This window comes from Corallococcus silvisoli (genome assembly GCF_009909145.1).
GTDB lineage: Bacteria > Myxococcota > Myxococcia > Myxococcales > Myxococcaceae > Corallococcus > Corallococcus silvisoli.
The window spans coordinates 130,919-148,697 of the sequence record NZ_JAAAPJ010000014.1; the positions used below are offsets into that span (position 1 = coordinate 130,919).

Here is a 17,779-nt window from a genome sequence, read left to right on the forward strand (position 1 = left end):
GAGTCTACTTGCGACCCAGCGCCTTCTTCACGAAGCCCCAGAAGCGGCCCGCGCGCTCCTTGAGGTCGGCGCCCCGGCGCTCCTCGGCGGCGCTGACCGCCTCCTTGCTCACCTGGAGCTGCTTCTGGAGCTCCTCCGGCGAGTAGCGCGTGGCGAGCGTCGCCTTCACCTCCTTGCGCGACGAGTACTCACGCGCCTCCACGTGCAGCACGCATTCGGAGTCGAGCTTGAGCGTGACGGCGACGCGCACGGAGCCCTTGGGACCGCGCGGCAGTCCTTCCATTCGCACGGTGCCCAGGTATTCGTTGGCGGAGATGTGGTTGTCCTCGCCCTGGAAGATGGACAGCTCCATCCGCTCTTCGTTGTCCTGCGAGGTGCTGATGGCGAACGAGCGCTGCGTGGGCAACGGGCTGTTGCGCTCGATGACGCGCTTGAAGCCGCCACCGGGCATGGCCACGCCGATGGTCATGGGCAGCACGTCGATGAGCACCACGCTGCTCACCTTGTCCACCGAGCCGGAGTACAGCGCCGCGCCCAGCGCCACGGCCTCGTCCGCGTTGACGCTCGCTTGCGCGTTCTTTCCGAAGAGGCCCTTGAGCTTGTCGCGCACCAGCGGCATGCGGCTCATACCGCCCACGAGGATGATGTCGTCCACGTCGGACGCGCGCAGCTTGGAGTCCAGGAGCACGTCCCGCACCACGTCGATGGTGCGGTTGAGCAGCGGATCGCAGATCTTCTCCAGGTCCTGGCGCGACAGCGTCACGCGCAGGTCCCGGGGGCGGCCCGCGTCGTCCATCATCAGCATGGGGATGTGGACCTCGAAGGTGCTGCGCTCGGACAGCCCCATCTTCGCGCGCTCGGCGGCGTCACCCACGCGCGACAGCGCGATGCCGTCCCCGTTGAACGCGATGCCCTCCTTCTCCTGGAAGCGCTCCAGGAGGAAGTCGACGATGAGGTTGTCGAAGTCGATACCGCCCAGGAAGATGTCGCCGCCGGTGCCCAGCACCTCGAAGACGTTCTTCTCGATGCGCAGGATGGTCGCGTCGAAGGTGCCGCCGCCCAGGTCGTAGACGAGCACCTTCTTGTTCAGCTCGCGGTTGAGGCCATACGCGAGCGCCGCCGACGTGGGCTCGTTGAGGATGCGCTCCACCTTGAGGCCGGCCATGTGGCCCGCCTTGCGGACGGCTTCACGCTGGGGCTCGGAGTAGTAGGCCGGCACCGTCACCACGGCGCGCTCCACCTTCTGGTTGAGGTGGGTTTCGGCCATCTCCTTGCACTCGCGCAGGATGATGCCCTGCACCTCTTCCAGCGACAGCACGTCAGGGCCCAGGCGCACGGCGGCGCGACCGGCGGCGTCGGGGGTGATTTCGTAGTGGAAGCGCTCGCGCACCTGCTTCACCACGGCGCTGTCATAGGGCCGGCCCACCAGACGCTTCGCGCCGTAGATGGTGTGCGTGGGCCGGAGGACGAGCTGGTTCTTCGCGCGGTGGCTGACGAGCAGCTTGTTCTGCGCGTTCAGCGAGATGACGGACGGGATGGTGTTGTAACCCTCGCGCGAGCGCAGCACGACGGGCCGGCCGTTCGTGAGGAGCGCCACGCAGGAGTTGGTGGTGCCCAGGTCGATGCCAATCACGGGCCCCGTGCCGGACAACGCCTGCGGCGGCGTGAGGTAGATGGGGCGCGGCTGGCCATTGGCGTCCAGCGCGGGCGTGGCCACCTGGGGCGCGGCGGCGGGGGCCAGCATCGCGGGGGCGCTCGGCGCGGCGGGGGCGGCGGGGGCCTGGCGCACGGACGGAGGAAGCACCTCCGGACGCGCCTGCGGCGGTGGAGCGGCGGGCCTCGCGCTGGGACGTCCCGGCGAGGACGTGGGCTCGCGCATCAGCTCCAGCGGCCCGTCGTCGTCGAAGGACAGGTCCAGGTCGAACTCGGCGCTGCCGCCGGACGCGCGCGGCGCGGGGGGCGGCGGCTGCTGCGGGACGGCGCGGCCCCAGGAGGACGCGGGCTCCTGTGAAAGGTCTGGCGCGCCGGGGCGCCCGGAGGCCGAGCCCGGCTCGCGGCCCAGTCCCGGCGCGGCGGGGCGGTTGGCGAAGGAGCCGGGCTCCAGCGGCAGTTCGCCAGGAGCAGGGGCACGCGCGCCGGGGCGCCCGGCGGCGGAACCCGGCTCACGGCCCAGTCCCGGCGCGGCACGGCCTGAAGCGGATCCAGGCTCACGGCCCAGCCCCGGTGCAGCGGCACGACCTGAAGCGGAGCCGGGCTCGCGCCCCAGTCCCGGCGCGGCACGGCCAGACGCGGATCCAGGCTCGCGGCCCAACCCTGGTGCAGCAGCACGGCCAGACGCGGATCCAGGCTCGCGGCCCAGTCCCGGCGCGGCACGGCCAGACGCGGATCCAGGCTCGCGCCCCAACCCCGGCGCGGGACGACCCGGCGACGATGCGGGCTCGCGGCCCAGCGGACGGTGACGACCCGGCGACGACGCGGGCTCGCGCGCCAGCTCCAGCGGCCCGTCGTCATCCACCGACAGGTCCAGCTCGAACTCGGTGCTGCCACCGGAGGTCTGGGCAGGAGCGACGGGAGGCACCACCGCCATCACGGCGGGCGGCGGTGGGGCCGCTCGCGGCACGGACACCGGAGGCACTGGCGCGACTCGCGGCGGCGCGGGCTCGAAGGCGTCCGACATGTCCAGCTCGAATCCGCCGCCGTCACCGGACTCCGACGCGGATCCATCCTCCACCGAGAAGCCCATCTCGATGGGCACCTCGTCCAGCGACTCGCCCATCGCGATGGGCGAGTCCGAGACCGGGACCTCGAACTCGAAGTCCAACCCAGGCAGCGGCTCGTCGTCGCCCGTCAGCACGCCCTGCACCGTGGGAGGCGGCGTGCCCGCGATGAGCTCATCCAGCGGGATGTCCACCTCGCTGGACGGATCCGTCAGCGGAATGCCCCCGTCATCGTCCGCGCCCCCCAGCGAGAACGGCTCGTCCAGGCCCCCCAGCGAGAACGGCTCATCCGCGGCGGGCTCGGGGCTCGCGGGCGCATCCAGGTCGTCGAAGAGCGAATCGAGCGCGACACCGCCCGGAGCCTGCGGGGCGGGGCGGACAGGCGCGGCGGCGGGAGGTGCCACGGCCACGGGACGCGCGGGCGCGGCCACGGGCGGCACGGCGACCGGACGCACGGGCGCGGCCACGGGCGGCACGGCGACCGGACGCACGGGCGCGGCAATGGGCGCGACCACGGGAGCGATGGACGGCAGCGGCGCGGCCACCGGAGCGGCACCGCCCCCCGGCTTGCGCTGGAGCATCAGCTCCACCAGCGCGCGACTCGGCGTATCCAGCTCCTGGAACTGCAACCCCATCCCCGGAGGCCCCGCGGGGTCGTTCACTTCGCGCACCCAACGCACCGTGGCGGTGCCCTGGAGCACGCGCACGCCGTTGGCGATCTGCACCTCGAAGCGCACGGGCGTCCCCACCGGCTGCGGCGTGCGCGACCGGATGAACATGCCGCCCGGGCTGAGGTTGGTGGCGAACTCCTCGGTGAAGCTCCCCACGGACTCATGCTTGAGCTTCACCAACAGACCGACCGACTTGCGGTCCGAGGTACGCCGACCTTGATCCATGGACCGGCACTGTCGCGGGCCAGGGCCATTCCCTCAAGGGGGTTCTGGGCCCTTGTCCGGCCGTCCGGTATCCCAACGATACCTCCAGGTGCGCCTGCGACTTACCTGTATGTCCCAGCTATCCTGGGACTTCGTTTTCCTGGAGAAGGAGTCCGGGTTCACCGGACGGGAGTCCCCGATGGAAGCGGTTCTCTCTCTCGCCCCGGTTCCCCTCCATGCGCGGTGGCTGGTGGACCGGCGGCACGACCTGCTCTCCACGGTAGGGGGCCTGGGCGCGAGCCTGGCGTTGATGGGGCTGCACCTGCTGGGTGGGGTGAGCGGGCCGCCGCTGTGGTGGGCCTGGGTGCTGTTGCTGGACGGGCCGCACCTGTTCGCCACGGTGTCGCGCACGTACCTGGACACGCGCGAGCGCAAGGCCCGGGCGCGGCTCCTGTGGGGCAGCCTGGGCTGGTTCGCGGCGGGGCCGGCGGTGTTCGCGGTGTCGATGCTGGCGGGGCAGCGCTGGCCGTTCGCGGTGTTCGTGACGCTGGCGGCGCTGTGGGCGTACTGGCACGTGGTGCGCCAGCACTACGGCATCATGGTGCTCTACCAGCGCAAGGCCGGGGAGCGGGACGCGTGGGACCGGCGGCTGGACAGCGTGACGCTGTACGTGGGGTTGCTCGCGCCGTTCGTGGCGTTCGCGCTGACGCACCCGGGGGCAAGGCGACGGCTGGGGCTGATGGCGGACCCGACCTGGGAGGTCGTGGCCGCGCACGCGTGCTTCGCGGTCGTGCTCGGGGTGGTGGGCGTGCTCGCGGCGCGGCAGGTGTGGCGGTGGCGCCAGGGCCTGGGGGTGAACGGGCCCAAGCTGTTGATGCTGGGCGCGGCGCTGGGGCTGACGTCGCTGGTGTTCTGGCCGTCGGTGTCACGGCGGATGGACTTCCTGATGTTCACCGTGGCGGTGACGGCGTTCCACAACGTGCAGTAACGTGCAGTACCACGGCATCGTCTGGTTCTTTCACCGCAACCGCTACCACGCGGACGGCGTGGACCGGGCCGCGTTCGGATGGGCTCCGAAGGTGAGCCAGCGCTTCATCGTCTACGCGCTCTGTGGGCTCGCGTTCACGCTGGCGTACCGGACGCTGGGCTGCGGCATGGGCGTGCACCCGGGCTGCGGCGCGTTCGACGCGAAGGTGGCCCTGGGCCCCCACGGGCTCACGCTGCGCGACCTGATGGAGGGCTTCATCTGGGGCTTCGCGCTGCACCACTACTTCCTGGACCAGTACATCTGGCGCGTGCGCAGGGACCCGAGCCTGAACCAGGACCTCAAGCTGCTCACCGCGGCGGCGTGACACCCGGGCCGCATGGTGTGTCGGACCTGTCCATATTATCTGTACATCATGGCCAGCAAACACCGGCGGCGGACGCCGCCCCGTCCCGCGACAGCGAGGCCCTCCTCTTCATCCAGGCCCACGTGGCCCCTCGCCGTTCAGCGCATCCCGCTCAGCGAAGCGCGCAGCCAGCTCAGCGCGCTCGTGCAGCGGGCGGCGACCCAGCGGCATGTCACCGCCATCACGGTGCACGACGAGTTGAAGGCGTACCTCATCGCGCCGGCGCGGTTGGAGGCCTTGCTGGAAGCGGAGCGCAAGGCGCGCCCCACACGAAAGCGCGAGTCGAGGCTTCGCGGCTCCCTTCGCATCACAGGTGACCTGGAAGCCCTGGATGAGAGCCCCAGCGAACAGCTCCAACGCTCGGTGCTGACGTCCACGGAGGCATTGGACCTTGAGTGAAGGCTACGTGCTCGACACGAATGCCCTGCTCTACTACGCGGGCGACCAGGTCCAGAAGCTCGGCCCCACGGCGAAGCGCGCGTTCTCGGCCTTCGAGCAGGGCCGTGGCTATCTGGTGGTGCCTGCCCCTGTCGTGCTGGAGACGTGGCTGCTCGCCCAAGGAGGGAAGCTGCGGTTCCCGACGACGCTCGACGCCTGGTGGTCCGACATCGACTGTCCGGAGCTGGTTCACGAGCCCATGAGTGAAGCGGATGTCCGGGAAGCGGCCCGGCTCGACTGGGAGCATCGGGACCTCTTCGACCGGCTCATCGTGGCGGCGGCCCGCAGGCTCGGGCTGCCGCTGCTCACGCGTGACCGCGCCATCACCGACTGGGCGCAAGACACCGGAGGCATCGAGGTCGCGTGGTAGCGCGGCCCCGATGCCCGCTTGGAATCACGGCGCCACGAGCCGCAGGAACGCATCCTGGTTCCACGTGTCACCCGCCCCATCGCGCTGCCAGCCCGACACCAGCAACCCCGCCGTCGGCGGCGCCACCAGCGCCGTCGTCGCCAGCGAGCACGTGCCGCTGCCGCACGCCTCGGGCTCCAGCGTCTTCGTCCCCAGCAGCGCGCCGTCCGCCGCGTAGCGCGTCAGCGTGTTGCCGCACGCGGCCGCCACCGCGCCCGAGGACTCCACCGCCGCCACCGTGCCCACCGACGCCGTGCCGCACGAAGGCTGCTTCGCCCAGCGCTCCTCACCCGCCGCGCTCGCGGTGAGCACGAACGGCCCACCCCCATCCAGCGCCGCGCCGTTCCACACCAGCGGGCCCACGGCCTCTCCCGCGACGGCCACCGTGCCGTCCGCGCCCAGCGACACGGAGCCCACGCTCCCGTTCCCCCCCGGCACCTCGCGGCCCCACGTCAGCTTGCCGGCCGCGTCGAACGCCAGCACCACGAAGCCGCCCGCGCCTTCCGCGTCGAACGTGCGCCCGTCCACCGTCACCGGGCCCACCAGCCGCCCCGCGACCACCGACGTCCCCGTCGCCGACAGCGCCACCGCCGAGAGCCGCGAGCCGTCCCGCGCGCCGTCGAACGTCCGCGTCCAGCGCGCCGTGCCGTCCGCCGCGTAGCGCACCAACCGGGGCGTATGGGCCTCCGTCGTCCACTCCTCCCCCAGGGCCACCCCGCCGCCGGCCGCGTCCGCCGCCACCCCGTAGACCTTCTGACCCACGCGGCGCTGCCACTCGGGGGCGCCGGCCTGGGAGAACTTCACCAGGAAGCCGTCCTGCGCCTCTCCCAGTCCGAAGTCCGCCGAGTACAGGAACGCGTTGCCGGACAGGAACACCGCGCCGTCCGCCCCCGTGGAGGCGGCCACACGCAGGTCGGAGAAGCGGTTGCGCTCGAACTCCTTCGCCCACAGCTTCGTCCCGTCCGCCGTGTAGCGCGACAGCGTCAGCACGAGCCGCTCACCCTCCACCTGCGCCCGGTCTTCGTCCGAGCGCGGCGTGCCGGACGTCACCCACAGCACATCCCCGCCCCGCCCCACCGCCAGCGCCGCCCCCGTGTCGTCCTGCGGACCTCCCAGCATGTGAGACCAGGGGCTCACCGCCGGGGCCGCGGGCGCGGGAGCCGCCGTCGTGGGGGGCTGGGTCCCAGCAGAGGGGGCCTGGGTCCCGGCGGAGGGGGCCGCCGCGTCGGGGGCCGGTGAGGGGACGGGATTCTGGACTTCCGCACGGGCCGTCCCATCCGCGCCTTCGTCGGCCGAGGCCCCCCCGCAGGCGGTACCGCCCAGCCCGAGGAGTCCCGCGCCCAGAAGTGCCCACCCGCCCCAGATGACCCGTCGTGCTGAACGCATGCCGTGCTCCCATGCCTGCCCTGCTCCATCGCAGGTGCCTTGGGAACGTAAGCAGTGTGTCCACGGTGCGGCATTCCCCCCTCCCCCAGGGGACTCGAAACCGGCCGGGGGGCGGACGGGGGGACGGGCGCGGGGCCGGGGGGACCCGTGCCTGTCGCCTCGGAATACACAGGGCACGGAACGGTTGCCACCCCACGCTCGGGCGCCGAGGCGACGGAAACCGTTGGTCCGCCCCCCGCGCGCCGATTAAGAGAACCCTTCCATGGAAAGCGCCGCCCCCGCCCCACTCCCCCCGTCCGACGCCACCCCCGAGGACCTGCGCGCCGTCGAGGAGCTTGCCCAGGCCCGCAGCGCCATCGTCGAGCAGATTGAAAAGCGCGTCGTCGGCCAGCGCGACGTGGTGGAGCACCTGCTGATTTCGCTCTTCAGCCGCGGCCACTGCCTCTTCGTGGGCGTCCCCGGGCTCGCCAAGACGCTGCTCATCTCCACGCTGGCGGACGTGCTCAACCTGTCCTTCAACCGCATCCAGTTCACGCCGGACCTGATGCCGTCGGACATCACCGGCACGGACATCCTGGAAGAGGACAAGACCACCGGGCGCCGCTCCTTCCGCTTCATGCAGGGCCCCCTGTTCGCGAACATCATCCTCGCGGACGAGGTGAACCGCACGCCGCCCAAGACGCAGGCCGCGCTGCTCCAGGCGATGCAGGAGTACCGCGTCACCGCCGGCGGCCGGACGTACCCCCTGGAGCTGCCCTTCCTCGTCTTCGCGACGCAGAACCCCATTGAACAGGAGGGCACCTATCCCCTCCCCGAGGCGCAGCTGGACCGCTTCATGTTCCTGGTGGACGTGGGCTACCCCTCCGCCGAGGAGGAGGTGCAGATCGTCAAGAGCACCACCGCGGGCGCGCCTCCGAAGCTGGAGAAGATCCTCTCCCCCGAGCGCATCCTCGCGCTGCAGGAGCTGGTGCGCCGCGTGCCGGTGCCGGACCACGTGGTGCGCTACGCGGTGGAGCTGGTGCGCCACACGCGCCCCAAGGAGCCGGGCGTGCCGGACTTCGTGGCGAAGAACGTGTCGTGGGGCGCCGGCCCCCGCGCCAGCCAGTACCTGGTGCTCGCGGCCAAGGCGCGCGCCATCCTCAACGGCCGCTTCGTGGCCACGGTGGAGGACGTGCGGGCGCTGGCGCGGCCCGTGCTGCGCCACCGCGTGCTGCCCAACTTCACCGCGGAGAGCGACGGCATCACGTCGGTGAAGCTCATCGACCAGCTCCTCACGGTGGTGAAGGGCTAGTCCCGTCCCCCCATGGCGCTGCTCGACGCCCAGACGCTGTCCCGCCTCCAGGGAGTGAAGCTGCGCGCCCGCGCGGTGATGGAGGGCGTGCTGTCCGGCCTCCACAAGAGCCCGCATCAGGGCCAGAGCGTGGAGTTCGCCGAGCACAAGGAGTACGCCCCCGGCGACGAGCTCCGGCACCTGGACTGGAAGGCCTACGGCAAGTTCGACAAGTACTACGTCAAGCGCTTCGAGCATGAGACGAACCTGCGCGCGGTGATGGTCGTGGATGCGTCCGCGTCCATGGGCTACCAGAGCGGCGCGCTGTCCAAGCTGGAGGTCGCGAAGACGCTCGCGGGCGCGCTCAGCTACCTGCTCGTGCGGCAGCAGGACGCGGCGGGCCTCGCGCTGATGGTGGGCGGGGCGTTCCGCGACGTGCCGCCCCGCGCTTCGGCCGGGCACCTCAACGTGCTGCTGGACGCGCTGGAGCACACGGAGGCGAAGGGCCCCACGGACCTGGGCAGCGCGGCGGACCACCTGGCGGAGGTGCTGCCCCGGCGCTCCACGGTCATCGTGCTGACGGACCTGCTGGACGAACGGCAGGAGGCGCTGAAGCGGGTGCTGGCGCTGCGGCAGCGCAAGAACGACGTGGCGGTGTTCCACCTGGTGGACCCCGCGGAGCTGACGTTCCCCTTCGACGACCCCACGCTCTTCCTGGACATGGAGGGCGAGGGCCGCGTCGAGGTGAACCCGCGCGAAATCAAGCAGAGCTACCTGGAGGAGTTCGGCGCGTTCCTCGCGGACGTGAAGGCGAAGTGCGCCGAGGCCGACGTGGACTACGAGCTGGTGCGCACCGACGAGCGGCTGGATGAGGTGTTGCTGCGCTTCCTGGGCCGCCGAGGGAGGCGCCGGTGACGTTCGGCAACCCGTGGTTCCTCTTGGGCGCGCTGGGTGCGCTCATCCCGGTGCTGGTGCACCTGTTCGACCGGCGCCGGCCGCGGGCGCACCCCTTCGGGCCGCTGGCCTTCGTGCTGCGCAGCCAGAAGCGCACGGCGAGCCGGCTCAAGCTGAAGCGGCTGCTGCTCTACGCGCTGCGCACGCTCATCCTGCTGGCCATTCCCCTGGCGCTGGCGAGGCCGGAGTTCACCCGGGACGCGCAGGCGGCCACGCTGACGCGCGGCCCCGCCGCCACGGCCATCATCCTGGACGCCTCGCTGTCCATGCGCTGGTCGGACGGCACGTCGAACTTCGAGAAGGGCCGCGACGAGGCGCGCGACGCGCTCAAGGACCTGCTGCCAGAAGAGCCCGCCACGGTGATGGTGTGCACGGGCTCGCCGGAGGCGCCTCCGGCCCCGGGCTTCGACCGCGCGCGCCTGCGGGCGCTGGTGGACGAGGCGAAGCCCACCTCCGGCGCGGCGGACCTGTCCCGCTGTCTGGACCTGGCCGCGCGGGCGCTGGAGGAGAACCCGATGCCGGGCAAGCGCCTGGTGGTGGTCTCCGACATGGCGGCCTCCGGCTTCCGGCTGGAAGCGCCGCCGCCCACGGTGAAGGGCCCCACGGGCGCGATGGTGAAGCCGGAGGTCGTGCTGCGCGACGTGGCGTCGGGGCGCGAGTCCCTGGACAACCACGCGCTGGTGGACCTGCGGGTGGAGCCCGCGCTCCAGGCGGGGCCGCGCGCGTACCAGTTCACGTTCACGGTGCGCAACTTCGGCGCGAAGCCCGCGAAGGACCTGGAGGCCGCGGTGCGCGTGGGCGAGTCCACGCTGGCCAAGGGCTTCCTGGACGTGCCGGCGGGTGGCACGACGCAGAAGACGCTCACGGTGCGCTTCCCCCAGGGTGGCACGGTGGTGGGCGCGGTGACGCTGACGCCGGACGCGCTGGCGGACGACGACCAGCGGGCCTTCGTGCTGCCGGTGCCGCGCGGCCTGAAGGCGCTGGTGGTGAACGGGGCGCCGCACGCGACGCGTTACCGGGACGAGGCCTTCTTCGTGGACGCGGCGCTCACGTCACCCGGCTCGCCGGTGGACGTGGCGGTGCGCGACGCGGAGGTGGGGCTGCGCGAGGACTTCAGCGCGTATGACCTGGTGCTGCTGCTGAACACGTCCGCCCCCTCCGAGGAAGAGGCCGCGAAGCTCACCGCCTTCGTGGAGAACGGCGGCGGCCTGTTCGTGAGCGTGGGCGACCACGTGAACCCGGAGGCGTACAACCAGCGGCTGGGGACGTTGCTGCCCCGCCCGCTGCGCCTCGTGCGCACGAGCGCCGAGCGGGAGGACCCCGACGCGGACACGAAGACGGCGAAGCTGGCGCAGGTGAAGGTGGACCATCCGCTGTTCGCGCCCTTCACGGGCCGCGCGGAGGAGGGGCTCATCGGGGCGCGCTTCTACAAGTACATGCTGCTGGAGGCGGACAGCCCGTCCGCGCCGGGCACCAGCCAGGTGCTGGCCACGTACGAGGACGGGGCGCCGGCGGTGGCCGTGGCGCGCCGGGGCAAGGGGCGCGTGGCGCTGTTCACCAGCACGGTGGACCGCGACTGGAGCGACTTCGCCATCCGGACCAGCTTCCTGCCGCTGATGCAGCGCTTCGCCGCGTACCTCACCGGCTCCCTGGAGGAGCGCGAGGAGGTGCGCGTGCGCGTGGGCGAGTCGGTGACGCTGCGCCCCGAGGGCACGCAGAAGGTGAGCGCGGTCCGCGCGCCGGACGGAAGCGAGCTGCCGGTGAAGGCGCAGCCGGACGGCTCGTTCGTCGCGGGCCCCACGGTGCAGCCCGGCGTGCACACGGTGCTGGGCGCGGAGGGGAAGCCCGTGGCCGCGCTGGACTTCGCCGCCACGTTGGACCCGGCGGAGAGTGACCTGACCCGCGTGCCGCAAGACACGCTGACCGCCTACTTCGGCGAGGACACGGTGAAGGCCTCCACGGGGGACTCGGACAAGCCCTCGGTGCCGCTGTGGACGTGGCTCATCCTGGCCGCGTGCCTGGCGTTCTTCTTCGAGGGCACGCTGCTGCGCAAGTAGCGGCCCGGTGCCGTCGCCCCCCCGGGGCGGCTCCGGACGACGGCTTCAGGGGAGGCCACGCGCTGGCCGCCCCGCGCCCTGACAGGCAGCCGACGGTCCGGGCGCGCATCCGATGCCCCAGGGGCGTCTGGCTCTGCCACACTGCGCGGCCGTGAGCCCTGCTTCCGCCCTCTACCGCGACTGCGCCCGCCTGTTCATGGTGGGCTTTCCTGGCACCCGCATCGACGCCGACCTCGCGGCGCTGATGGACGACGGCCTCTACGGCGCCATCCTCTTCAAGCGCAACGTGGGCACGGCGGCGGAGACCGCGGCGTTGTGCCACGAGCTGAAGGTGCGCGCGGGCCGGCCCTTCATCCTCTCCGTGGACCAGGAGGGCGGCCGGGTGGCGCGGCTTCGCGGCGAGCCCTTCACCGCCCTGCCCCCCATGCGCGAGCTGGGACAGCGCGGCGACGAAGCCCTGGCGGAGCGCGTGGGCCGGCTGCTCGCGCACGAGCTGCGCGCCGTGGGCTTCGACTGGGACTTCGCGCCGGTGCTCGACGTGGACACCAACCCGGCCAACCCGGTGATTGGCGACCGCAGCTTCAGCCGGGACCCGGCGGAGGTGGGCCGGCTGGGCGTGGCGCTCGCGAAGGGCCTGGAGGCAGGGGGCGTGGCGTCGTGCGGGAAGCACTTCCCGGGACATGGAGACACGACGACGGACAGCCACCTCACCCTGCCCCGCCTGCCGCACGACCTGGAGCGCCTGCGCCGCGTGGAGCTGGTGCCCTTCCACGCCTTCGCGAAGGCGGGGCTCGCGTCGTTGATGACGGCGCACGTGCTCTTCGACGCGCTGGAGCAGGGTGTCCCCGCGACGATGAGCCGCCGCGCGCTGCACGACCTGCTTCGCGAGGAGGTGGGCTTCCACGGGGTGCTCGTCAGCGACGACCTGGAGATGAAGGCCATCGCGGACCACTACTCCGTGGCGGAGGCCGCGGTGCAGGGCACGCTCGCGGGCGTGGACCTGTTCCTCGTGTGCCACAAGGCGGACGTGCAGCGCACCGCCATCGAGGCGCTGGTGAAGGCGGTGGAGTCCGGCCGCGTCCCGCGCGAGCGCATCGCCGAAGCGCACCGGCGCCTGGACGCGCTCGCCGCCCGCTTCGCCCACCCCGCCGAGGACCGGCTCGCCACGCTGGGCGACGCGGAGCACCGCGCCCTCGCGCAGGGCCTCGCCAGTGCGTTCACCGGCAAGGACCCCACGGAGGTCATGCTCGCGTCGCGCTGACAGCGCGCAGGGCTACTCGGTGTACAGCTCCGCGGCGGAGAGGGAGAAGCCAGCGAAGCCCCCCACCACCATGAACTGTCCCGATGGCAGCAGCACGGCCCCGGGCTCCATGCGGGGCCGCCCCAGGCTCGACGTGGCGGTCCACAGCCCCGAGCTGGGATCGAACACCTCGGACAGGCCTGTCGCGGTGGTCGTCCCGAACACGGAGCTGCCGCCCGCGACGAGCACCCGTCCCGACGGCAGCAGCGTCGACACGGCTCGGGTGCGGCCCTGGAGCATCTTTCCCACTGCGCGCCAGGACCGGGTCGCCGGGTCGTACAGCTCCGCCACGCTGACGAGCTGCGTCTTGTTCGTCCCCGTCGCGGCCAATACCTGCCCCGACGCGAGCACCGTCAGGGTGTGCGACGACCGGGGCTGGACCAGGGTCCCCGCGGCCGTCCACGCTCCCGTCGCGGGGTCATAGAGCTCCGCCGGGCCCAGCGGGAGCCCCGCCCCCGAGACACCTCCCGCCGCCAACACCTGACCGGAGGGCAGCAAGGCCACGGCATGCAGCCGGCGACTCACGGACAGCTTGCCCGTGGAACGCCACGTCCCCGTCACCGGGTTGTAGAGCTCCACGGTGTCCGTCGGGCTTCCACCGTTGGCCTTGCCCACCACGCCCCCCACCACCAGGACCTCCCCGGTCGGCAGCAGCACCGCGCCATGCCCGAAGCGGCCCAACGCCATGCTGCCCGTCGGCGTCCAGCTCCCCGTCGCAGGGTCGTAGAGTTCCGCCGTGGCCAGGGGCACATCGGTAAGGCGGGTGTAGCCACCGACCGCCAGCACCTTCCCCGATGGCAGCGTCGTCAACGTGTGCTCACGGCGCCCCACGCCCATGCTGCCCGTCGCCGCCCAGGCGCGCGTCGCCGGGTCGTACAGCTCCGCGACGGGCTTCGCCGCCATGTCCCCCTCGCCCACGGTGTAGCCCCCCGCCGCCAGCACCCGCCCCGAGGGCAGCACCGCCGCGCTGACGTACGTCCGCGCGGAGCCCAGCGTGCCCGCGGAGCTCCAACCGGAATACGCGCAGGCCGGCAGCCCCGTCACCGTGAAGGTCTTCGCCGTGGACAACCCCAGGGCGTTCTCCACGGTGGCGACGACGGTGGGCTGAGCGCCCTGGGCGATGCAGGCCGGCGGCAGCCACACGGCCTCGCTCGAGGTGCCATCCGCCACAGGCGGCTCGAAGGTGCCGCCCCCCGCGGTCCAGTGGAACGTGAGCGGGCTGGACTGCGCGTCCCACGCCGTCACCCCGAAGGTCATCCGGGAAGTGGCCACCACCGTGGCCGTGGTGGGCGACGTGCCGACAATCTCCGGGTGGAAGCGAAGGGTGTCCTGGGGGCCCACGCAGATGCGCAGCGTCCCGGTCCCCACGCCGCCCCGCCCGTCCCGCACCGTCAAGGTCAGCGGGCAGCGGTTGCAATCCTCCGCCGCGGGAGGAACCGCGCTGGGCGTGAAGGACGCGGTGGCCTTCGTGGCATTCGTCCAGGTGCCCTCGCAGCCCGCGGTCCACAGGTACGAAAGCCCGTCCCCATCCGCGTCCATCACCAGGGCCGTGGCGACCGTCGTTCCCCCCACGCCCACCGCCGTCTCGGACGCGGTGATGCGCGTCACCTGGGGCCACAGGTTGAAGGAGGCCTGGACCTGCGCCTGCCCCGTAGGGATCGTCACCATCAGGGTGACGCCCAGCCGGGCCTCCGCGCCCTGCGAGTCGCGCACCGTCAGCGTGAGGATGACGGGCCCCTCCACCGAGGGCGCCGTCCAGGTCGTGGCGGCGCTGGCCGCGGCGCTGAAGGTGCCCGACGGCGCCGTCCACGCATACGTCAGCGTGTCCCCCGCGTTGGGGTCCTTGGCCACGGCCGTCAACGTGATGCTTCCTCCCGGCGCGACGGTGCTGGAGGACACGATGAGCGAGCTGATGCGCGGCGCGTCGTTGTCGAAGGGCGGCGGGGGCTCCAGGTCCTGCAGGGTGAGGAGCACCGTCGTCTGCCCGGTCCCAATGGTGACGCCCAGCGCCTGGCCCTCGAAGCGGAGCACGCCCCCGGCGTCGAACGCCTTCGCGGTGAAGTCGCGGCCAGTGCCTACGGGAATGGCGGACAGCGTGCCGCTCCAACTGCTTCCCACCCGGGAGAGGGAGCCTGAAACAGGCGCCATCCCAGGCCCGCTCACGTTCACGGTGACCTGGGTGATGCTGTCCGCGCTCGCGGACTGGATCATCGCCACCAGGTGCGCGCTCCCCTCCTCGCGCGACTGTCCCCCACAGGCCATGACCGCCAGCGCCAGCCCCAGCACCAGGGCAGGCGACCGCCTCTTCACTCCTCGCATGGAAGTCCCCTCTGAGCACCCGGCGAGCCCGCCCGGCAGTGCAATCACATATCAGCGGGGACCCATGCGCGGCGAAATGGCCTCCATCCAGCAACTACTTCGCGGAGCCGGGTGGATTCCACCTCACCGCCAACCACTCCAAAACAAGACAAGGCAATAATTCAAACCATCCAAGCAACAACAAGATAGAGACCGCCACGGACGCGCGTCACCGCTGTTGCCCTTCGTGGCCCTGGATGAACGGCCGCGCGCCCCCGGGGTCCTTCGTGTTCTCGTTGGGCGAGGTGTAGCCCGGCGCGCCAATCTGGTTGCTCAGGCCCTGCGCGCCCGAAGGCTGGGGCTGCGTGGGCGTCCCCTTCGCGTCGGTGGGCACGTTCGTGCCGGAGCCTCCGGTGCCGGGCGGCGCGGGCTGCTGCGTGTTGACGACCCCCTGATAGCGGCTCCCCGCACGCGGCATGGTGGGCCTGTCGCGGTTGCAGGCGGGGCCCACCACGGCGGCCGTGGCGACACACACGCCCAGCAGCGTCCAACGATGAAGGGTCTTCGATTGCATGGCCTGCTCCTTCTGGAAGCCGCGACGGCCTCGACAGAAGGAGTGGCCACCCCGGTCTCCCGCCGGGAGTGGCGGGGCCGGAGCGCGGGCGCCCGCAGGCACGCTGGCCGGCGGACGCCGCTGGACCTCCAGGACGGCTAGCGGTCCCGCAGGTAGATGGGCGGGCTGACGTAGCTGTAGGGCTGCTCGTAGCCGTGCGCCTCTTCGTTCGCGGAGGACGTCGCCCAGCCGCCCAGCCCCACGGCCGCGGGCGAGTACCCGGCGCCGCCGAGCGTGGCGTAGCGGTGCGCCATCATGCCGCCCGCGTCGTCCCACTTGGAGTTGTTGGACTTGCCCTCCGTGGCCTTGGTGCGCGGGTCGATGCTGGAGCCAATCGTCCCGATGGTCCCGTTGTAGCCCCGGTCCACCGTCAGCACGTGCGGCGGCAGCTTCGCGGCCAGGTCGCCGTGGTGCGCGTCCGCCGGGTTCTCGTGGCCCTGCTGCTCGGCCACGTTGTAGACGGGCTCCGGCTGCGCGCCGCGCTGCGCGAAGGCATTGCCCCGCGACTCGTTCGGCTGCCTGCCGCCCGTCTCCGGGAGCTCACCGCAGGCCGTGCCCAGCAGCACGCCCGCCGCCAGCGCCGCCGCTCCCATCCACCGCTGAATGCCTCGCTCGCGCATGTTCATCGTCTCCGCCATCCCCGAGGAATGGTCATGCCGTGCCCACCAACCACCAGGCACGCACCCGGGGGCTGGCATCGCCGGTCGCCCGCTGTCGGGCCCGGAGGCCCGTGGGGCTGCATCGTGAACGGCCGGTCCCTCCCGGGGGAGCGAGGGGCCAGCCACGGGGGCAGGCATACACGGTCCCGGCCTCCCTGTCCCGCCAGGAGTGCACCGAAGCCCGCCGCCCCACGCCGCCTCAGGCGCGGGTCCCCTTCCGGGCCGCGGCCTTCGCCGGAGCCTTCTTCGCCGCCGGGGCCTTCGCCGGAGCCTTCTTCGCCGCCGGCGCCTTGACAGCCGCTGGCTTCGTCACCGCCGCCGGGGCCTGCTTCGCCGCCGGAGCCTTGGGCGCCGCAGCCGCGCCGGAGGGCTGCTGGAGCGTGGCCAGGACCTCGGCGACGTGTCCGGCCACCTTCACCTTGGGCCACGCGCGGACGACCTTGCCCTCCGGCCCGATGAGGAAGGTCGCGCGGATGAGGCCCATGAACTTGCGGCCGTAGAGGGACTTCTCCCCCCACACGCCGTACGCGTCCGCCAGCGCGTGCTCGGGGTCCGCCAGCAGCGAGAAGGGCAGGCCCTGCTTCGTGGCGAACTTCTGGTGGCTCGCGACGCTGTCCGGAGAGACGCCCAGCACCACCGCGCCGGCCTTCACCAGCGCGGAGTGCTCGTCGCGGAAGTCGCACGCCTCCGTGGTGCAGCCGGGGGTCGCGTCCTTCGGGTAGAAGTAGAGGACGACGTGCCGCCCCTTGAACTGTGAGAGGGAGACGGTGGCGCCGCTCTGGTCGGGGAGCGAGAAGCCGGGGGCCTTGTCACCTGCTTGGGGCATGGGCATGCGTCGGCTCCATACCCAGACCCCGCGGGCTTCTCAACTCCACGCGCGCTTCAGCTCAGTGCGTCGCCTCACCCGGCGGATGCACTTCCTCGCCCGGCGGGTGGGCGTTGGCCTCCAGCCGGACCAGCTCCGCCTGGCAGCTCTCCAGCACGTGGCGCAGCATGTTGCGCGTCGTGTCCGTGTGGGACTCGCCCATCTTCTTGGCCAGGGCCTCGCACGCGGCGCGCTTCGTCTCCACGTCGCTGGCGCCAGCGCCGGTCGCGCCGGGGCGGGCCAGGGGACGCGGTGGGAGCTTCTCGCGGGCGGCCTTCAGCGCGGCCAGCCGCTTCTCGGCCTCGGGGCGGCTCTTGGATTCCTTGGGGACGGCCTCGAACTGGGCGACGACTTCCGTCCAGGCCGGGTCCTGCGGTGCGACGTTCTGGTTGATCAACTCCTGGTAGCGGCCTTCGGCCTTCTGCAGCTGCTCCGGACCGGGATCGGTGGAGCAGCCCGACAGGGCGAGCAGCCCCGCCAACAGCAGCGCGGCGGAGTGTCGTGGATGGGCAATGCGCATGGTGTGGTGCTTCCTCCTGCTGGCCAC

15 protein-coding genes are annotated in these 17,779 nt (G+C 72.2%); 8 read left to right on the top strand and 7 right to left on the bottom strand.

The genetic code is table 11. The annotated features are described in order from the left end of the window. Positions 1–4: 4 nt before the first annotated feature. On the bottom strand, positions 5–3,613 hold the full coding sequence (locus tag GTY96_RS26605) for a TIGR02266 family protein (RefSeq protein WP_161666194.1): 3,609 nt from the start codon (positions 3,611–3,613) through the stop codon (positions 5–7). A gap of 178 nt (positions 3,614–3,791) precedes the next feature. On the opposite strand from GTY96_RS26605, the gene GTY96_RS26610 reads away from it, so the two are divergent. The 4 genes from GTY96_RS26610 to GTY96_RS26620 are packed head-to-tail and all read left to right on the top strand — an operon-like array spanning position 3,792 to position 5,791. Further along, positions 3,792–4,580: a hypothetical protein gene (locus tag GTY96_RS26610; protein ID WP_235685885.1), complete on the top strand. Its 789-nt coding sequence runs from the start codon at positions 3,792–3,794 to the stop codon at positions 4,578–4,580. A 1-nt stretch (position 4,581) separates the two neighbouring features. Then, positions 4,582–4,944, top strand: a complete 363-nt coding sequence (locus tag GTY96_RS37910) for a hypothetical protein (RefSeq protein WP_235685886.1) — start codon at positions 4,582–4,584, stop codon at positions 4,942–4,944. Positions 4,945–4,992: 48 nt separating this feature from the next. Beyond that, positions 4,993–5,382, top strand: a complete 390-nt coding sequence (locus GTY96_RS26615) for a type II toxin-antitoxin system Phd/YefM family antitoxin (RefSeq protein WP_161666195.1) — start codon at positions 4,993–4,995, stop codon at positions 5,380–5,382. Then, positions 5,375–5,791 (top strand): type II toxin-antitoxin system VapC family toxin, encoded by a 417-nt coding sequence (locus GTY96_RS26620; protein ID WP_161666196.1) that lies wholly within the window; start codon positions 5,375–5,377, stop codon positions 5,789–5,791. The genes GTY96_RS26615 and GTY96_RS26620 overlap by 8 nt, the downstream gene beginning before the upstream one ends. Before the next feature lie 24 nt (positions 5,792–5,815). On the opposite strand, the gene GTY96_RS26625 is transcribed toward GTY96_RS26620, so the two are convergent. After that, positions 5,816–6,949 carry a hypothetical protein gene (locus GTY96_RS26625; protein WP_235685887.1) on the bottom strand — a complete coding sequence of 378 codons (1,134 nt, stop codon included), beginning with the start codon at positions 6,947–6,949 and terminating at the stop codon, positions 5,816–5,818. A gap of 529 nt (positions 6,950–7,478) precedes the next feature. On the opposite strand from GTY96_RS26625, the gene GTY96_RS26630 reads away from it, so the two are divergent. From GTY96_RS26630 to nagZ, 4 genes are all read left to right on the top strand, one after another. Next, the gene (locus GTY96_RS26630; protein WP_161666198.1) at positions 7,479–8,507 is read left to right on the top strand and encodes an AAA family ATPase; all 1,029 of its coding nucleotides are present in this window, start codon (positions 7,479–7,481) and stop codon (positions 8,505–8,507) included. Positions 8,508–8,519: 12 nt separating this feature from the next. Further along, the gene (locus tag GTY96_RS26635; RefSeq protein ID WP_143902659.1) at positions 8,520–9,401 is read left to right on the top strand and encodes a DUF58 domain-containing protein; all 882 of its coding nucleotides are present in this window, start codon (positions 8,520–8,522) and stop codon (positions 9,399–9,401) included. Beyond that, positions 9,398–11,497, top strand: a complete 2,100-nt coding sequence (locus GTY96_RS26640) for a BatA domain-containing protein (protein WP_161666199.1) — start codon at positions 9,398–9,400, stop codon at positions 11,495–11,497. Before GTY96_RS26635 ends, GTY96_RS26640 begins: the two co-directional genes overlap by 4 nt. Positions 11,498–11,693: 196 nt before the next feature. Then, on the top strand, positions 11,694–12,758 hold the full coding sequence (gene nagZ, locus GTY96_RS26645; RefSeq protein WP_201756430.1) for a beta-N-acetylhexosaminidase: 1,065 nt from the start codon (positions 11,694–11,696) through the stop codon (positions 12,756–12,758). A 12-nt stretch (positions 12,759–12,770) separates the two neighbouring features. On the opposite strand, the gene GTY96_RS26650 is transcribed toward nagZ, so the two are convergent. From GTY96_RS26650 to GTY96_RS26670, 5 genes are all read right to left on the bottom strand, one after another. Continuing rightward, the gene (locus tag GTY96_RS26650) at positions 12,771–15,116 is read right to left on the bottom strand and encodes a Kelch repeat-containing protein (protein WP_161666201.1); all 2,346 of its coding nucleotides are present in this window, start codon (positions 15,114–15,116) and stop codon (positions 12,771–12,773) included. A gap of 208 nt (positions 15,117–15,324) precedes the next feature. Next, a complete protein-coding gene (locus GTY96_RS26655; RefSeq protein ID WP_161666202.1) occupies positions 15,325–15,669 on the bottom strand; it encodes a hypothetical protein in 345 nt (114 codons plus the stop codon). A 137-nt stretch (positions 15,670–15,806) separates the two neighbouring features. Further along, positions 15,807–16,328 carry a hypothetical protein gene (locus GTY96_RS26660; protein WP_161666203.1) on the bottom strand — a complete coding sequence of 174 codons (522 nt, stop codon included), beginning with the start codon at positions 16,326–16,328 and terminating at the stop codon, positions 15,807–15,809. 238 nt (positions 16,329–16,566) lie between these two features. Continuing rightward, the gene (gene bcp, locus GTY96_RS26665) at positions 16,567–17,199 is read right to left on the bottom strand and encodes a thioredoxin-dependent thiol peroxidase (RefSeq protein ID WP_235685888.1); all 633 of its coding nucleotides are present in this window, start codon (positions 17,197–17,199) and stop codon (positions 16,567–16,569) included. A 55-nt stretch (positions 17,200–17,254) separates the two neighbouring features. Continuing rightward, on the bottom strand, positions 17,255–17,752 hold the full coding sequence (locus GTY96_RS26670; protein ID WP_186001934.1) for a hypothetical protein: 498 nt from the start codon (positions 17,750–17,752) through the stop codon (positions 17,255–17,257). Positions 17,753–17,779: the final 27 nt, after the last annotated feature.